Raw genomic sequence first — 15912 nt, 5'->3', positions numbered from 1 at the left:
GCGGGTCAGAAGTCGACGCGCAGCGGGTAGTGGGCGTTCCCGTCCGGGCCGACCTTCACGCCGAGCACGTGGTGCAGTTCGATCTCGTTGCGCTCGAACGCCAGTCGCGACCCGGCCATGTAGAGACCCCAGACCTTGGCGCGCCCCACGGTGACCTCGTTGAGCGCCTCGTCCCAGTTCGCCTCGAGGTTCTCGCACCAGCCCTTGAGGGTGAGGGCGTAATGCTCACGCAGGTTCTCCGCGTGCCGCACCTCCAGGCCCGCGTCCTGCATCGCGACGGTGATGCGTCCGACGCCGGTGAGCTCGCCGTCGGGGAAGACGTACCGGTCGATGAAGGCGCCCGCCGTCGCCCGCGCCACATTGTCGGGGCGGGTGATGCAGTGGTTGAGCATCCGGCCGCCGTCGCGCAGGTGGTCGTAGGCGAAGCGGAAGTAGTCCGGATAGTTGCGCACGCCGATGTGCTCGGTGAGACCGATGGAGCTGATCGCGTCGAACCCTGTCTCGCTGACGTCGCGGTAGTCGCTGAACCGCACCTCAGCAAGGTCGGTGAGGCCTTCGTCCACGATGGCTTTCTGCGCCCACTCGGCCTGCTCACGCGACAGCGTGACGCCGAGCGCCTTGACCCCGTAGTGCTTGGCGGCGTGGCGGACCATGCCGCCCCAGCCGCAGCCCAGGTCGAGCAGGCGGTCGCCCGGCTTGAGGTCCAGCTTGCGGCAGATGAGGTCGTACTTGGCGTACTGCGCCTCCTCCAGGGTCGCGTCCGCGGTCGGGAAGAGGGCGCAGGTGTAGGTCATCGACGGGCCGAGGACGAGCTCGTAGAACCGGTTCGACACGTCGTAGTGATGGTGGATCGCCGTCGCGTCACGGTTCTTGTGGTGGCGTAAGCCTTCCAGCGCCCGCCGCCACTTCGGCAGGTGCTCCTCGGCGGGCGGTGCTGGCGGCTTGAGGTGCTCGAGCCCGAGGCTGCGCAGCACCTGGAGCATCTCGGCGGCCGACGGCACCTTGAAGCGCAGCTGGCTGAGGATCAGCGACATCGCCTCGTAGGGGTTGCCCGGGTGGACGCCTTCGACTTCGAGATCGCCGGCCACGTACGCCCGCGCGAAGCCCAGGTCACCGGGCGCGGTCATGAGGTACGACAGCCCGCGCTCGTTCACCAGTCGCACCGTGATGGGCGAGTCCTCAGGACCGCCGACGCTGCCGTCGTACGCCTCGAACCGGAAAGGGAGACCGCCCTTCATGAGCCGCCCGAGGGCGTCCGCGATGGAGAGCTTGGTGTGGGTGTCGATCGTCATGAGTTCCTCACTGCCTTGTCGTACAGGGTGCTGAGACGCTCGTCGGGGTCGTACTGCTGGCGCAGACGATCGAGGCGGGCGGTGTCGTAAAGCGAGTCGAAGGTGGGTCGGTCGTAGAAGGCCTCCGAGTAGAGCGATTTGTGGCCGCCGAGGCGGTGCACCGCCTCTTCGATGCGGCGATTCACGGTGCCGGGGGGCGTGTGGGCGGGGACGACCACCGTGCCCCAGAAGCCGGCGTTGACGTAGAGCCGGCCAGGTTCGAGCGGGTAGGTCGGCCACGCGCGGGTGGTGCGCAGGGGGCAGAGCCAGACCGGGCGCATCCCGACCTCGGCGTCGAACCACTCGAGGAAGTCACCGAGCCGCTCGAGGGGCACCTCGATGTCCTGGATGACCTTCTCGCGCCCGGGCACTCCCTTCACGCGGTCGAGGAGCTTGCTCGCGCCGTACTTCGTGTCGAGTCCGACGAGCTTGTGGTAGACGTCGCTGCGTCGCCACCGCCGCGGCCAGACCCGTCGCACGACGGGATGCTGGGCTCCGAACGCACCCGAGCACCAGAACCAGTCGGTGTCCCAGCGCCACAGGTAGTCCAGCATCGTCAGCCGGTCGCTGCGGCGCTCGCGAATGGACCGGAAGTAGATGTCCTGACCGGTGTAGTCGCTGGTCGGCCCAGACGTGTCGGTGAACGTCGCGAGGGTCAGGTAGATCTCGTCGGGGGCGAAGGCGGTGCCGTCGATCGCGTCGACGCGCTGCCCGTCGTAGGCGGCGCTGTCCGCGACCTCCTCGACGATCTTCACCGCGTCCGTCGCTCCGTTCGCGCGCACGTGGCGCAGGGCGACGAAGCGCGGCACCTTCTCGAGTCGGATGCGCAGACGCACGGCGTAGCCGAGGCTGCCGTAGGAATTGGGGAAGGCCTCGAACAGTTCGGCGTGCTCGTTGTCGGGCGTGGCGGTGACGAGGTCGCCCGATCCGGTGAGGATGTCCATCTCGAGCACGGCCTCGTGCGGCAGCCCGTTGCGCAGAGAGGTGGATTCGATGCCGAGTCCGGTCACCGCTCCGCCGAGTGTGATAGTGCGCAGCTGCGGCACCACGGTGGGGATGAAACCGTGCGGAAGTACCTCGTCGACGAGCCGTTCGTAGGTGCACATGCCCTGGACGTCGGCGGTGCCGGCGGCGGTGTCGATGGCGATGACGCCGTCCAGGCCGCTCACGTCCAGGCCCGGGCCCGACGACTCCGCACGCGGGCGGAAGAGATTGGAGGTGCGTTTGGCGAGGCGGACAGGGTCCCCCGGGCCGATGCGACGGTAGGAGGCGCGGAGCGCCTCGACGGCCCGGTGATGCTGTTCCCACCCCTGCATAAGTGCAGGTTATCCCTCCGCCTCGGCGGCCTGTCCAGAGCATGCGGCGTGACGAGCGTGACCGTCCCACCGGGAAGACTCGACGCACACGCGTGGCCGACGCTCGTCGCCTCCCCCTCCGTGAGTGGTGCAGATTGGCGGTCGCCTGCGCTTCGACGACGAAAGTGCACCACTCGCGAGCGAATCTGCACCGCTGGCGCAGGAGCAACTCAGCGCAGGAGCCAGACCAGCGCTTCGGAGGACTCGTCGGCGGTGAGGGGACCGAGCGTCTCGTCCGTGCGGATCTCGTCGCCGGCTTCGAGCAGGTCCTCCCCCGCACGCACCCGTCCGCGCGTCACGTGGAGCAGCGTGCGCGGGGCCGTCGGCAGCTCGATCACGTCACCTGCTCCGAGGACCGCGACCCGCAGTTGCGCCGGCGCGTGGACGTCGACGGTGCGATACAGACCCGCCATCGTCGCACCGACCTCGACCTGGGCGTACTCCGGGGCGTCCTCATTGTCGCTGCGCAGCATCATCTGCACGAACGTCAGGCCCTCGGTGTCCGACGCGTTCCGCTCGGTGTGGCTCACTCCGGTGCCGGCGCTCAGCCGCTGCGCGAGACCCGGAGGGATCTCGCCGCCCGCGCCCGTCGAGTCCTCGTGCCGGAGCAAGCCTTCGAGGACCCAGGTGACGATCTCGACGTCGCTGTGCCGGTGGCTGTCGTACCCGGCACCGGGATCGACGTGCTCGGTGTTCAGCGCGACGACCGGGCCGAACGCGACGTTGTCCGGGTCGTAGTGGGCCCCGTACGAGAACGAGTGGAACGTCGTGGTGCCGTCTCCGTCGGTACGGAAACGCGCTTCCGCTCGGCGCAGTTCACGCATAGCCGAGCTCGTGGAGGCGGGCGTCGTCGATGCCGAAGAAGTGCGCGATCTCGTGGACCACGGTGATCCGCACCTCCTCGACCACGTCCTCTTCCGTCTCGCAGATGCCGAGCAACGGGCGACGGAAGATCGTGATGCGGTCCGGCAAGGCACCGCCGTAATGGGAGTCGCGCTCCGTCAGCGGCACGCCGTCGTACAGCCCGAGCAGATGCGGATCGTCCTCGGGAGCGTCATCCTCGATGAAGAGCACGACGTTGTCGAGCAACTCCGCCAGCTGCGGGGGCACCTGATCCAGCGCGAGGACGCAGAGCTCCTCGAAGCGCTCCTCGCTCATCTCGATCACGTGCCCAGTGTGCCGCACGCCTCACAGCCGGGCAGGTGACCCACGCGAGGGTCGGACCCACTATGCTGGCTGGGTCCGGCCCCCTTCGTCTAGCGGCCTAGGACGCCGCCCTTTCAAGGCGGTAGCGCGGGTTCGAATCCCGTAGGGGGTACCAGTCACACGGCGGCCGCATCGGCCGCCGTTGGTCGATCGAGGTCGCTCCGCCTCAGCGCACGGCGCGGGCGATGCTGCTCGCGCAGGGGACGCAGACCGGCACCGACCACCACGAGTACATCTCGCGCCAGCGCTTGCGGATGCCGCAGGCGCGGCAGCGGCGCTTGAGCATGCGGCCCTCCCCCGGATCGGAATGTGGCAGCACGACCTTATCGTCCGTGCCCTGCGGCGCACCGTCGTGGCGGCGGATCCAGGTGGTCGAACGGCGCAGGACCTGGTCGATCTCCGTCCTGGAGAGGTGGGCGAACGCGCGGGTCATCGGCAACCTCGCTTTCGTCGTCGAGCACGCGTCACCGTCCGCGATCGTGGCGCGGCCGGTGGTTCCAGCTGCTCAGCCGGTCGTGCGACCCGTGAGCTTGTCGAGCAGTCGGTCGACCATCCCCACCCCGGGGCCGATGGTCTTGTGGAACAACTCCGAGTGGGGCGCGCTCGGGTGCGGGCGGGTCGGTGCCAGCTTCTTCGCGGTCTCCACCTTCTCGCCGAGCTCGATCAGCCTGTCCGCGGGGATGTGCTCGCGCAGCTTGGGAAACTGGTCCGTCTCCTCGTCGTCCACGTGGTGGCGCAACTGCGACTGCAGTTCCTCGACGAGTTCCATGAAGCGCGGTTCGGCAGCGTCCGCGTCCTCCAGTCGTTTCATCACCTGCACGATCTCGTCGTGCTCCTGCTTGTCGTGCTCGACTTCCTCGCGGCCGTTCGGCAGGTGTTCCTCCATGGCCGGGTAGACGTGCATCTCCTCGGCGACGGCGTGCCGCATCACCTCGGCGATCACGGTGTCGGTGAGGTCGCGGCGTTGTCCGGGATCCGAGGTCTGCTCGATCTCGCCGAGCAGCTCGAGCATCTGCCGGTGGTCCGTGGTGAGGATGTCGATGACGTCCTCGTTCGCCGTGCCGTCCTTGTCCATCAGGTCTCCTTGCTCCGTGGTTCGCCCGTCGAGGCGTCGCGGACCACGCTCCTCCAAGGGAGGAACAGAGCGCAGGAGCGCGGCCCGCGACACATCAGGGGGATACCCCCGGCCCCGTTGCTCGAATCGCCCGACCGCCGATACTGAGTGCCATGACCGGCGCCGGACGCTATGCCCCCTCCCCCTCGGGTGACCTCCACGTCGGCAATCTGCGCACTGCACTCCTGGCCTGGTTGTTTGCGCGATCGACCGGTCGCGCGTTCCTCATGCGGGTCGAGGACCTCGACCGTGTGCGCGAGGGCGCGGCCGAGCGCCAGCTCGACGATCTCGCCGCACTCGGGATCGACTGGGACGGCGAGCCGGTGTGGCAGTCCCAGCGGCGAAAGCTGTACGCGACCGCGATCGATCGACTCGTGGACGAGGGCCGAACCTTCGAGTGTTTCTGCACTCGCCGCGAGATCCTCGAGGCGCCGAGCGCCCCGCACCTTCCGCCCGGTGCGTACCCCGGCACGTGTCGCCATCTCACGGAGGAGGAACGAGCGGAACGCCGGCAGACCCGTCCGCCCGCCATCCGCCTCCGCACTGAGGTCGACGAGTGGACGGTGACCGATGTGCTGCACGGCCAGGTCACCGCGAGCGTCGACGACCTCGTGCTGCGCCGCAACGACGGCGTGCCGGCCTACAACCTCGCGGTCGTCGTCGATGACGGCGCCCAGAGGATCGACCAGGTGGTACGCGGAGACGACCTGCTCACGTCGGCGCCACGGCAGGCCTACCTCGCCACCTTGCTCGGGATCGAGCCGCCCGTCTACGCCCACGTGCCCTTGGCTCTCAACGTCGACGGCAAGCGGCTGGCCAAACGCGACGGCGCGGTGACCTACCGCGAGCTCACGGCACGCGGAGTGGACGTCTTCGACCTCATCGTCGGCTCGCTCGGGCTCGTCGGAGACAGCCCCGAGGCGCTGCTGCAGAGCTTCGAACCGTCGCGTCTTCCTCGCGATCCGTGGACGTTCGTACCGCCCGCCCCCGCCTGATCTTCGACGGGCACCCCCCGTGTTGGAGGCTCAGGCACCGTGCAGTAGAGTTGCGTTCGCGGTTGTTACCGCAGCACACAACGAGGCCCCGTGGCGCAGTTGGTTAGCGCGCCGCCCTGTCACGGCGGAGGTCGCGGGTTCGAGTCCCGTCGGGGTCGCCAGTGTGCAGCGAGGCTCATGTCGTTTCGACATGAGCCTCCTGTCATTTCCGGGGGGCCCACGCTCCGCCTGCTCGACCACCTATCCCAACACCAAGGCCCGGCGGCTCCCCCGAGGAGCCGCCGGGCCTTGGTGCCGATCAGGCCGAGCGCTTGCGCAGGTAGAGCGCCGTTCCCGCCCCACCCGCGACGACTACCGCCCCGACGCCGAGACCGATCGGCAGCCACGGCGTCGATGAGGAGTCGCCGTCCTCGCCGTCCGCCGCGACGGGCTCCGTGTCGTCGGCGGCCGGATCGGCTAACGGTTCCTCGTCCTCGCAGGGCCCGGTCTCGAACGTCAGCGTGAGTGGATCGAGCGCCTCACCGGGCTGATAGAAGTCCGCGAAGGCTGGCGCCCCGGTCGCGGAGAGCGCCACCGGCACGTCGGTGAACGCGGCACTCCCGCTCGCGACGTCGACCGGGCCGATCGTGCCGAGGTCCGCGACAGACTCCTGGGTCACGTCCACGGCGACGTTGCCGGACGTGTCCGTTCCGCGCGTGTCGAGCAGCAAGGTCGCGTGACCGTCCTCGCTGAACTCGACGGTCGGGTTCGCGAGTGTCATGTCGAGGATGCCGTCGTGCCCGGTGAACCTGACGCTTCCGGTGAACGACACCGATCCTGCGCCCGTCTCGGGATCGATCGAGCCTGTCGCCGGCGACCAGGTGAACGTCGGCGTCTCGTAGGAGGCGCCGTCGCTGACCTCCCACCCACCGTTCGCGATGGTGCCCGAGATGTACGCCCGGAAGCTCTCCTTCACTCCCCAGCTGAGGCTTCCGCCGGTGATCTCACACTGCCCCGCGTCGGCCTCGGCCGACGCAGCGGTCGGCAAGACGGCGAACCCGCCCGCGGCCACCGCCGCGACGAGGACCGTGCGTGCAACGAACGTCATGTCGCTGTCCTTTCGTTCGCGTGGCGTGCGACGGTCGGCAACTGAATCGGCTATGCCGTCGCCAACTGTCACACGCCACGGGTCGGTCAGTGGCGCGCCAGGACCTGACGGCGACGAGCCAACACGGCCGCTCCGGCGAGGAGCGTGACCAGGGCCAGTGCCGCCGCGCTCGGGTCGACGTCCGCACCGGTCTTGGGCAGCTTGGACGCGGCCTTGGGGTCGGTGCTGGAGTCGCAGGGCACCTCGCTGCCGAGCGATACCGTGAACGACACCGGATCCAGCGCGGTTCCCGGCTCATAGAAGCCTGCGAACGCCTGGGCACCCGACCCGGTCAGCGTCGCCGAGGCGCCGGAGACCGAGAGCGTGTCGCCCTCGACGGCCGCCCGCCCGAACGACAGGTTGGCGAACGCCACCGTGCCGTCGACCGCGGACTCGCCCTTGGTGTTGGTCGCCTTCACGTGAGCGTGCAGCACCGCGGTCGTCGGACCGGTGATGTGCACGCTCGGGCTGCTGAGCGAGAAGTTCAGCTTCCCGCCGTGTCCGGTCGCCGTGAACGCGCCGGAGAAGTTCGCCCGACCGATTCCCGACGCGTCCGGGTTCACGGCGCCACCGGCGGCCGTGAAGGTGCCGCCCGAGTAGCTGCCCTTGGCGATGGTGCCCTGGAGGTACGTACGGAACGACTCCTTCACGCCCCAGGTGAGCTTCCCGCCGGTCACGCGACGGGCGACGCACTTCTCCGCGGAGCCACCGGCCGCAGCGGCAGCCGCCGGCACGATCTGCCCGCCGCCGGTGGTGCTGGTGCCCCCGTTCGGCGACGTCGGCGTCTCGCCGCTGCCCGTGGTGGGCCCGGTGATGTCGTCACAGTCGACCTCTCCGCGGCTGGTGACGCTGACGGTGACCGGGTCGAGCTCGGTGCCCGGCTCGTAGAACCCGCCGAACGCGGCTGCACCGTCTGCCGTGAGCTTCGCGGCAGCGTCGGTCCACGTGCGCGTGGCGCCGGACACCGACGGGCCCGGCAACGTCAGATCCGCGAAGTGCACGTTGCTGCGTTCGAACGGGGACCCGGCGCTGTCGGTGCCGGCGAACTCGCGACCCTTCACATCGAGCCGCAGCTGTGCCGTCGTCGCCGAGGTCACGACGACGCGCGGGTTGGTGAACGCCAGGTCCAACGCATCGACGTCGCCCATCCGATGGCCGCGGAATCGCACACCGTTGCCCGTGCCGAAGGCGACGTCCACGCCGCCGCCCGCGGTGTCGGCTTTACCGGCCCCACCGGACCACACGAAACGCCCGTCGGGCGACTGCCCGGTGGACCCCAGAAGGGAGATCGAGCCGTGGGCGATCGGGCCCGCGACGTACTGACGGAAGCTCGCCTTCACCCCCCACCGGAGCTCGGCCCCGAGCTGGAGGCAGCGATCGACCGGCGCGGCGGTGGCCTGCACTGTGAACGACTGCCGCGCGAGGGGTTCCGCGTCCACGCCAGCGTCCGCGGAGAACACCCGGACCTCGTGCTGGCCGGTGGGGAAGTTCTCCGGAACGGTCCATTCCACCTCGGCTGCGCCGCTGTCGTCAGCCGTGACCGTACCCACGACGACCGGGTCGGAATGCACTTCGAAGCGCACGCTCTGGCCGGGCTCGAGGGCGGAGGCCGCGAAGCGGACCGTGTCGCCGGGCTTCGCGATGCTGACCGTGTCCTCGCCGTCGGTGACGGCGACGGCGGGCGGACGCTTGCCGTGGTAGTTCAGGGGGACGGCGAGCTCCTGGTCGGCGTTCTTCACCCCGCCGGCCCCGTAGGTGTAGACGCCGTAGCGGCCGCCGTCGACGGTCTCGCTGGGCGCGGCCAGCTTCACCGTCCAGGTGAACTCACCCTCGGACGACAGCGGCACCCACTGCTCGCGCACCGCGTCCTGGAACGCGGGCGGGATCTGCTCGACGGTGCCCTCGGTGAGCACCCACCCCTGCGACCCGACCTTCCGGCCGGATGACGGCTTGTCCTGCGACGGGCGCCAGTCCTGGGCGAAGTGGCCGAACACCGCGTACGTGCCCTGCGGCAGAGTGTTCGGGATAGGGACACCTCGACCGCCGACGTTCGCCGCCGGATCGAAGCCCGATCCCTTGACCACGAGGGTGTCGCCCGCGTACACCGCACGGTCACCGACGGGCGTCACGCCATCGGCGAGGAAGACCTGGATCTTCGGCTCCCACTCCGGCTCGGGCTCGGGTTCCGGCGCGGCCGTCTCGACGGTCACCGTGGCGACCTGGGACGAGGGGAGGTACGACGCGGCATCGGTGGGCGTGAAGGATGCGGTGATCGCGTTCACCCCTTCGGGAAGCTTGTCGGTCGCCAGGACGGCCGCGCCGTTCTCGACGACGACAGGATCGGCGAGGGCACCGGCGTCAGTGCTGAACGTGACCGTGCCCGCCGCCTCAGCAGGCGCGACCGTCGCGGTCAGGGTCACCGATTCCCCGGACTTGACGTTCGACGCGGACGTGGCGAGCGATGTCGTGGTCGCGGCAGCCGGCACACTGACCGGGAGAGTGAGCGTCAGCGGGTCCAGAGCGGTTCCGGCCGGGTAGAACCCGCCGAAGGCCTGCGCACCCGCCTCGGTGAGCGTGGCGGAGGCGTTCGCCCAGGTGATGGTGCCGCTCTCGACGGTGGCCGAGGGAAGCGCGACGGTGGCGAAGTGAACACCGCTCAGCGAGAACTCCTCGCCCACCGTGGTCGTTCCCGCGAACTCCCGCCCGTGGACGTCGAGGTAGAGGTCGGCGGTGCTCGCGGACGTCACCTGCACGCGAGGGTTGGTGAACGCCAGGTCCAGCGCGTCGACACCATTCATCGCGTGGCCACGGAAGTGGACGCCGTTGCCGACGCCGAAGCTCACATCGGCGGTGCTTCCGTCGGCTGCGGCGTCGCCGGTGCCACCGGACCACACGTACGTGCCCGTCGTCGTGCCGAGCAGGCTCGCCGAGCCATGCGCGATCGGTCCGGTGACGTAGCTGCGGAACGATGCCTTGATCCCCCAGCTCAACGTGGCACCGGAGACGGTGCCCTGGGTCGGAGCCGCGGTAGCGACACTGGGCAACACCAGTCCGCTGGCGACGATCAGCAACGTCGTGAGGAGGACGAGCAACGGAGGCCTGCTCCGTCGGCGAAGGTCGGGGGTGGTCACGGCACATGCCTCTCTCGAAGGCGCACCCCGTTGACGCGAGGCGCGCAGATTCAGCGTCGAGGTAAAGGTAGCCTAAGTAAAGGGAGGCTTACCTATAGGGTCCGCTGATCGGACGCTGTGTGACGCGCTTCATACGCGGATTCCGGAATGCACGCTCACGGACATTAGTTGAAGTTTGTATGACTTCTGCGACGCTTGATCATCTGACCCGCCTCGACGAGCAGGCGCTGGACACCCTCTTCCGCGAAGGGCGCACCGCCAACTCCTTCAGCGACGAGCCGGTACCCGCGGCGACGCTCGAGGAGATCTACGAGATCGCGAAGTTCGGGCCCACCGCGGCCAACAGCCAGCCCCTGCGCATCGTGTTCCTGACCACCGACGAGTCCAAGCAGCGCCTGCTGCCGCTCATGTCCGAGGGCAACCGCGGCAAGACCGCCATGGCCCCCGTGGTCGCGATCCTCGCCGCCGACGCCGACTTCAACGAGCGCATGCCGGAACTCTTCCCCCACGCGCCCGAGTCCAAGGACTGGTTCGGCGACCTCGAATCGCGCCGCCGGGTCGCTGAGTTCAACGCCGGCCTGCAGGTGGGTTACCTGATCATGGCCGTCCGCGCCGTCGGCCTCGCCGCCGGTCCGATGAACGGCTTCGACCATGACGCGGTCGATGCGGAGTTCTTCGCCGGCACCAACCTGCACTCGGTCGTCGTGATGAACATCGGCAAGCCCGGCGAGAGCCCGTGGTTCGACCGCCTTCCGCGGCTCGCCTACGAGGATGCCGTCACCGTCCTCTGACGATCCCCGATGTCGGCCGACTGCGACGGATGCGCTATCGTAAACGTCGCTCGTCGCTTCGGCCGACGGGTATCGGCCAGGTAGCTCAGTTGGTACGAGCGTCCGCCTGAAAAGCGGAAGGTCGCCGGTTCGACCCCGGCCCTGGCCACCTCCTATGCGGCAGCCGCGACGAAGGAGGGCCTCCGCATCCACGTGGCCAGCTCCAGGGGGAACCGGCGAAGCCTGGGGGCACCCCCTGCTCGCAGCGAAGCGGAGAGCTCGGGGGAGTCGACCCCGGCCCTGGCCACCTCGCTTCAGCGCTCCATCTCGTCGACGACGTCGGTCGCCGCACGCAGGAAGCGCGCGACCACCTCGATCTCGTCGTCGCTGAACTCGCTCATCATCTCCATCATCGCGGCCGCGAGCGGGCCGAACATCGCCCGCGCTTCCGCTCCCGCCGACTCCGTCATCGAGATCGTGACCCGGCGCCGATCGTGCTCGTCGAGTCCGCGCGTCACGTGCCCGGCCCGCTCGAGCCGGTCCAGCAACGTCGTCGTCGCTGAGGGACTGAGCGTCAGCGCCTCGGCCAGTTGCTTGGCGCTGAGCCCCGAACGGCCGTCCTCGCGCGCCTGGACGAGCGCCTGCAACGCGTTCAAATCAGACCGGTGAAGCCCGCGAGAGGCGCCGGCCCGATCCGTGAAGCGCAGGGACGCCGTCGTGAAGTCCTGAACGAGGCGGACGACGTCGTAGCGACGCGGATCCGCGCCCTGAAGATGCGAGCTCATCGGGACCAGCTTAGTCTTTTCTTCGTGGAACATTTCGATCATCGAACGAATAACTTCCCGCTCGCCCGCCTGGTCGGCCACCGGCGGTCCCTCGTGGTGCTTCTCGTCGGCATCGCGCTGAGCGGGCTGGTGTTCGCGTTCGCGCCGGAGCCGACCACGGGCTCGGAAGCAGGATCGAATCTCCCCGACACTGCCGAGGCCGCGCGCGCCAGCGAGGCACTCGCTGCACTCCCCGACGCCGGCGAAGCTCCTGCGTTCATCGTCTTCTCCCGAGAGGACGGAAGACTGAGCGAGCAGGACCTCGGCGCCATCGCCCAACGCACGCACGACCTCGCGCAGGAGCTGGAGGTTCAGGCCAGCCCGCCCATCCCGGCAGAGACCGGCGACGTGGCCCTGGTGACGCTGCCGGTCGAATCGGGATTGACAAGTGACGAGAACTCGCAGATCGTCGACACGATCCGCGAGGCGGCGAGCACCGATCTGCCCGACGGCCTCAGCGCCCAGGTGACCGGCGCCCCCGCCGTCTTCGCCGACCTCGGCGAGGTCTTCAGCGGCGCCGATACACGCCTGCTGCTGGTGACCGCCTCGGTCGTCGCGCTCCTGCTCATCATCACCTACCGCAGCCCCTGGCTGTGGATTGTCCCGCTCGCCGTCATCGGCATCGGCGACCGCGTCGCCGCCGAGGTGCTCGAGACCTTCTCCGCCTGGGCCGACTTCCCCGTCGACGGCTCCATCACCGGAATCACATCGGTGCTCGTGTTCGGCGCGGGCACCAACTACGCCCTCCTGCTCATCGCTCGATATCGGGAGGAACTGCGCCGCCACGAGTCGCGTCACAGTGCCATGCGCTTCGCGGTCGGCGCCGCCGCGCCGGCGATCCTGTCGAGTTCGGGAACCGTCGTGCTCGGCCTGCTCGCCCTCCTCATCGCCGACTCGCCGTTCGTGACGCGGATCGGCATGGCCGGAGCGATCGGCATCGTCGTGGCCGTCTTCTTCGCGCTCGTGGTGCTTCCCGCCGCGATGACCCTGCCCGGACGGTGGCTGTTCTGGCCGTTCGTGCCGCGTTTCGGCGACGAGGACCCCAGCCATCGCGGGTGGTGGCACGGCGTCGGACGCGCAGTGACGCGCCGCCCGTGGCCGGTCCTCATCACCAGCCTCGCCGTGCTGATCGCGATGGCCGTCGGGACATTGAGTCTGCGGACGGGACTCGGACAGAGCGAACAGTTCCTCGACACCCCCGAGTCGATCCAGGCTCAAGAGACCTTGAGCGACGCCTTCCCGGCCGGGACCTCCTCACCCACGCGGATCGCCACCACCCCCGAACATCTCGACGCCGTCGTCCAGGCCGCGAACGAGGTCGACGGCGTGGACCGCGCCACACCGGCCGAAGCCTCGGACTCGGTCGCGGAGGTCTCGGTCGTCCTCGGCGAGGAGCCGGAGAGTGACGCCGCCATCGCCACGATCCGTGATCTGCGTTCCGCGCTGGACGAGGCCGATCCGGACGCGCTCGTGGGCGGAACCGATGCGGAGGCGGTGGACGAGCGCGACACCGCCGCTCACGACCGCCAGCTGGTGATCCCGATCGTGCTCGCGATCGTCCTGGCCATGCTGCTGATTCTGCTGCGTTCCGTGGTGGCTGCCGTGCTGCTCGCGGCGTCGACCGTGCTGTCCTATCTCTCGGCGTTGGGGGTGGGGTGGCTGCTGTTCGACCACGTCATCGGCTGGACTGCGATGGACGTCAGCACACCACTTCTCGCCTTCATCTTCCTGGTGGCACTCGGCGTCGACTACAACATCTTCCTCACTGCACGGGCACGCGAAGAGATGCGAGCGACCGGTGATGCCACGGAATCGATCGTCACCGCCCTGGCGGTGACCGGCGGCGTGATCACCAGCGCCGGAGTCCTGCTCGCCGCCGTCTTCGCGGTGCTCGGTGTCCTGCCCCTCGTGCTGCTGGCTCAGCTCGGCGTGGTCGTCGGCGTCGGCGTGCTGCTCGACACCGTGGTGGTGCGCAGCATCGTCACCCCGGCCCTGGTGCGCCTGTGCGGTAAGCGCTTCTGGTGGCCGAGCGCGCTCGGCCGCTGAGGAAGCGGGTCACGCCTCGCGCAGCGCGGCAATGAGCTTCCCCTTGTTCATCGAGGAGTAGCCCGAGATTCCGGCGCCTTTCGCCCTGGCTCGCAGCTGCGCCACCGTCATCTCCTCCAACGCTCCCTCGGTCTTGCCGATCGGTGCGACGCCGGCTTTCTCGCCGAACGGCTTGGGGGCCTTCGGTGCGGCAGTCAAGTCGGGCACGGGCTCGGGCATCTCGCTCACGAGGGGCTCGTTCTCCGCCACACCCTGCAGGGGCTGACCCTCGCTCTCGCCCGGGGAGGACAACGGGGTCGGCTCGGTCGGTGTGGGCGGTGATGGTTCAGCGGATGCCGGGGTCGCGTCCTGCTCCGGCGTGCTCTTCTGCCGCGAGACGAGCTGTTCCACCTGCGCTCGCAGACCGGCGATCTCCTTCTCGGCGGACTTGGCGGCCTTCTTCGCCGTCTTCTCCAGATCGGACAGTCGTTTCTCGACACCCTTGCGCTGAGTGCGCAGCTGCTTGCGGAGCTTCTCGACCTCATCACGAATGCGCTTGTCGGCCACGTCGATCACGTCCTTTCGTGTGCGCCACGATAGGACACCCCGGCGGACGCGACTCCTCGAGCGAGTGTGACTAGGATCACTGGTAGACCCGCACCACCCCGCGGGCATCCCGTGGTCGCACCACCCCGGCGACCGCGCACGACAAGGAGAACAACGAGCATGACCACCGTCTCAGCCTTCGGCACCCACCACGAACAGGTCGTCTTCTGCCACGACGAGGCCAGCGGCCTCAAGGCGATCATCGCGATCTACTCCACCGCCCTCGGGCCGGCGCTCGGCGGCACCCGGTTCTATCCGTACGCGAGCGAGACCGACGCCCTCGCGGACGTCCTCAACCTCAGTCAGGGCATGGCGTACAAGAACTCCCTCGCCGGTCTCGACCTCGGCGGCGGCAAGGCCGTCATCATCGGCGACCCGCGCCGTATCAAGACCGAAGCCTTGTTGCGGGCCTACGGCCGCTTCGTCGAATCGCTGCACGGCCGCTACTACACCGCCTGCGACGTGGGCACCTTCAGCGCCGACATGGACATCGTCGCCCGCGAGGCCCGCTACGTGACCGGCCGCACGCTCGAGCACGGAGGCGCCGGTGATTCCTCGGTGCTCACCGCGTACGGCGTCTACCAGGGGATGCGGGCCAGCGCGCAGCACGTGTGGGGCGACACCAATCTCGCAGGACGCACGATCGGCGTCGCGGGAGTCGGGAAGGTCGGCCGGCACCTGGTGCGCCACCTCGTCGAGGAGGACGCCCGCGTCGTCATCACCGACGTCAACGACGACGCCATTGCCGCGCTGCGCGACCTCTATCCCGGCGTCAGCGTCGCGCCGTCGACCGAGGCGCTCATCCGCGAGCCCATCGACATCTACGCGCCGTGTGCACTCGGCGGTGCGCTCGACGACGACACCGTGGCCGTCCTGACCGCGCGCATCGTGTGCGGTGCGGCGAACAACCAGCTCGCCCACGAGGGGGTGGAGAAGCTGCTCGCCGAACGCGACATCGTGTACGCGCCGGACTACTGCGTCAACGCCGGAGGAGTCATCCAGGTGGCCGATGAGCTCGAGGGCTTCGACTTCGATCGCGCGAAGTCACGTGCCACCCGGATCTTCGACACCACTGCTGCGGTGTTGGAGCAGGCCGCGAGCCAGCATGTGCCACCGTCGGTCGCAGCTGATCGCCTGGCCGAGGAGCGCATGGCGCAGGTCGGCCGGTTGAGTCAGATCCGACTGTGACGCGAGGAGGGGCTCGGCGGCGTCAGGACGCCGCCGGGTCCTCGTATTGCTTGGCTAGGTCGGCGTACTGGTCGGGAATCGGATCACCCGATTCTCCGTGGAGTTCGCGTTGCAGATCGTCGAAGTCCGGATCGAAGGTACGGTACTTGAGATCGCGTGCAACCTTCGTCTGCTTGGCTTTCGCACGGCCGCGGCCCATGAGGCTCGACCCCCTCGCACAGGAATAGTCAATAAGTCGTGC

Annotated in this window: 15 protein-coding genes and 3 tRNA genes; 7 read left to right on the top strand and 11 right to left on the bottom strand. The window is 69.0% G+C overall.

The window, feature by feature from the left end; translation table 11 throughout:
* Nucleotides 1-5: 5 nt before the first annotated feature.
* The 4 genes from EHW97_RS02315 to EHW97_RS02300 form a co-directional block, all read right to left on the bottom strand.
* Complete coding sequence (locus EHW97_RS02315) at nucleotides 6-1292, bottom strand: class I SAM-dependent methyltransferase (protein ID WP_124235551.1); 1287 nt, start codon at nucleotides 1290-1292, stop codon at nucleotides 6-8.
* The gene (locus EHW97_RS02310; protein ID WP_124235550.1) at nucleotides 1289-2647 is read right to left on the bottom strand and encodes an FAD-binding oxidoreductase; all 1359 of its coding nucleotides are present in this window, start codon (nucleotides 2645-2647) and stop codon (nucleotides 1289-1291) included. The genes EHW97_RS02315 and EHW97_RS02310 overlap by 4 nt, the downstream gene beginning before the upstream one ends.
* 209 nt (nucleotides 2648-2856) lie before the next feature.
* Nucleotides 2857-3510, bottom strand: a complete 654-nt coding sequence (locus EHW97_RS02305) for a pirin family protein (RefSeq protein WP_124235549.1) — start codon at nucleotides 3508-3510, stop codon at nucleotides 2857-2859.
* Nucleotides 3503-3844, bottom strand: coding sequence for a metallopeptidase family protein (locus tag EHW97_RS02300; RefSeq protein WP_124235668.1), 342 nt, complete (start codon nucleotides 3842-3844; stop codon nucleotides 3503-3505). The genes EHW97_RS02305 and EHW97_RS02300 overlap by 8 nt, the downstream gene beginning before the upstream one ends.
* 87 nt (nucleotides 3845-3931) lie before the next feature.
* Here EHW97_RS02300 and EHW97_RS02295 point away from each other — a divergent pair.
* Nucleotides 3932-4007: transfer RNA gene (locus EHW97_RS02295), tRNA-Glu, on the top strand.
* A gap of 51 nt (nucleotides 4008-4058) precedes the next feature.
* Here the strand turns inward: EHW97_RS02295 and EHW97_RS02290 are convergent.
* Together EHW97_RS02290 and EHW97_RS02285 are read right to left on the bottom strand one after the other, a co-directional pair.
* Nucleotides 4059-4325 carry a hypothetical protein gene (locus EHW97_RS02290; protein WP_124235548.1) on the bottom strand — a complete coding sequence of 89 codons (267 nt, stop codon included), beginning with the start codon at nucleotides 4323-4325 and terminating at the stop codon, nucleotides 4059-4061.
* Nucleotides 4326-4397: 72 nt separating this feature from the next.
* Nucleotides 4398-4967 carry a hemerythrin domain-containing protein gene (locus tag EHW97_RS02285; protein WP_124235547.1) on the bottom strand — a complete coding sequence of 190 codons (570 nt, stop codon included), beginning with the start codon at nucleotides 4965-4967 and terminating at the stop codon, nucleotides 4398-4400.
* 152 nt (nucleotides 4968-5119) lie between these two features.
* On the opposite strand from EHW97_RS02285, the gene gluQRS reads away from it, so the two are divergent.
* Both gluQRS and EHW97_RS02275 read left to right on the top strand, forming a co-directional pair.
* The gene (gene gluQRS, locus EHW97_RS02280) at nucleotides 5120-6001 is read left to right on the top strand and encodes a tRNA glutamyl-Q(34) synthetase GluQRS (RefSeq protein WP_124235546.1); all 882 of its coding nucleotides are present in this window, start codon (nucleotides 5120-5122) and stop codon (nucleotides 5999-6001) included.
* Between the two features lie 84 nt (nucleotides 6002-6085).
* Nucleotides 6086-6162, top strand: a tRNA-Asp gene (locus EHW97_RS02275).
* A 137-nt stretch (nucleotides 6163-6299) separates the two neighbouring features.
* On the opposite strand, the gene EHW97_RS02270 is transcribed toward EHW97_RS02275, so the two are convergent.
* Both EHW97_RS02270 and EHW97_RS02265 read right to left on the bottom strand, forming a co-directional pair.
* Nucleotides 6300-7088: an HtaA domain-containing protein gene (locus tag EHW97_RS02270; protein WP_124235545.1), complete on the bottom strand. Its 789-nt coding sequence runs from the start codon at nucleotides 7086-7088 to the stop codon at nucleotides 6300-6302.
* A gap of 86 nt (nucleotides 7089-7174) precedes the next feature.
* Nucleotides 7175-10258 (bottom strand): HtaA domain-containing protein, encoded by a 3084-nt coding sequence (locus EHW97_RS02265; protein WP_124235544.1) that lies wholly within the window; start codon nucleotides 10256-10258, stop codon nucleotides 7175-7177.
* Nucleotides 10259-10437: 179 nt separating this feature from the next.
* On the opposite strand from EHW97_RS02265, the gene EHW97_RS02260 reads away from it, so the two are divergent.
* Together EHW97_RS02260 and EHW97_RS02255 are read left to right on the top strand one after the other, a co-directional pair.
* Nucleotides 10438-11049, top strand: a complete 612-nt coding sequence (locus EHW97_RS02260) for a malonic semialdehyde reductase (RefSeq protein ID WP_124235543.1) — start codon at nucleotides 10438-10440, stop codon at nucleotides 11047-11049.
* 74 nt (nucleotides 11050-11123) lie between these two features.
* Nucleotides 11124-11197 (top strand) — tRNA-Phe (locus tag EHW97_RS02255).
* 145 nt (nucleotides 11198-11342) lie between these two features.
* On the opposite strand, the gene EHW97_RS02250 is transcribed toward EHW97_RS02255, so the two are convergent.
* Entirely contained in the window at nucleotides 11343-11813 is a 471-nt protein-coding gene (locus EHW97_RS02250; RefSeq protein ID WP_166367355.1) for a MarR family winged helix-turn-helix transcriptional regulator, read from the bottom strand.
* Nucleotides 11814-11837: 24 nt separating this feature from the next.
* On the opposite strand from EHW97_RS02250, the gene EHW97_RS02245 reads away from it, so the two are divergent.
* Nucleotides 11838-13898, top strand: coding sequence for an MMPL family transporter (locus tag EHW97_RS02245; RefSeq protein WP_166367354.1), 2061 nt, complete (start codon nucleotides 11838-11840; stop codon nucleotides 13896-13898).
* A gap of 9 nt (nucleotides 13899-13907) precedes the next feature.
* On the opposite strand, the gene EHW97_RS02240 is transcribed toward EHW97_RS02245, so the two are convergent.
* Nucleotides 13908-14453, bottom strand: a complete 546-nt coding sequence (locus EHW97_RS02240; protein WP_124235540.1) for a Rho termination factor N-terminal domain-containing protein — start codon at nucleotides 14451-14453, stop codon at nucleotides 13908-13910.
* A gap of 150 nt (nucleotides 14454-14603) precedes the next feature.
* Here EHW97_RS02240 and EHW97_RS02235 point away from each other — a divergent pair, with 150 nt between their 5' ends.
* Nucleotides 14604-15671 carry a Glu/Leu/Phe/Val dehydrogenase dimerization domain-containing protein gene (locus tag EHW97_RS02235; RefSeq protein WP_124235539.1) on the top strand — a complete coding sequence of 356 codons (1068 nt, stop codon included), beginning with the start codon at nucleotides 14604-14606 and terminating at the stop codon, nucleotides 15669-15671.
* Nucleotides 15672-15693: 22 nt separating this feature from the next.
* Here the strand turns inward: EHW97_RS02235 and EHW97_RS02230 are convergent, their stop codons facing one another.
* Nucleotides 15694-15870: a DUF3073 domain-containing protein gene (locus tag EHW97_RS02230; RefSeq protein ID WP_121795247.1), complete on the bottom strand. Its 177-nt coding sequence runs from the start codon at nucleotides 15868-15870 to the stop codon at nucleotides 15694-15696.
* Nucleotides 15871-15912 lie beyond the last annotated feature (42 nt).

This window comes from Aeromicrobium camelliae (assembly GCF_003850045.1).
GTDB lineage: Bacteria > Actinomycetota > Actinomycetes > Propionibacteriales > Nocardioidaceae > Aeromicrobium > Aeromicrobium camelliae.
The sequence above is the reverse complement of the archived record's forward strand: the minus strand, read 5'-3'. Positions and strand labels throughout refer to the sequence as shown.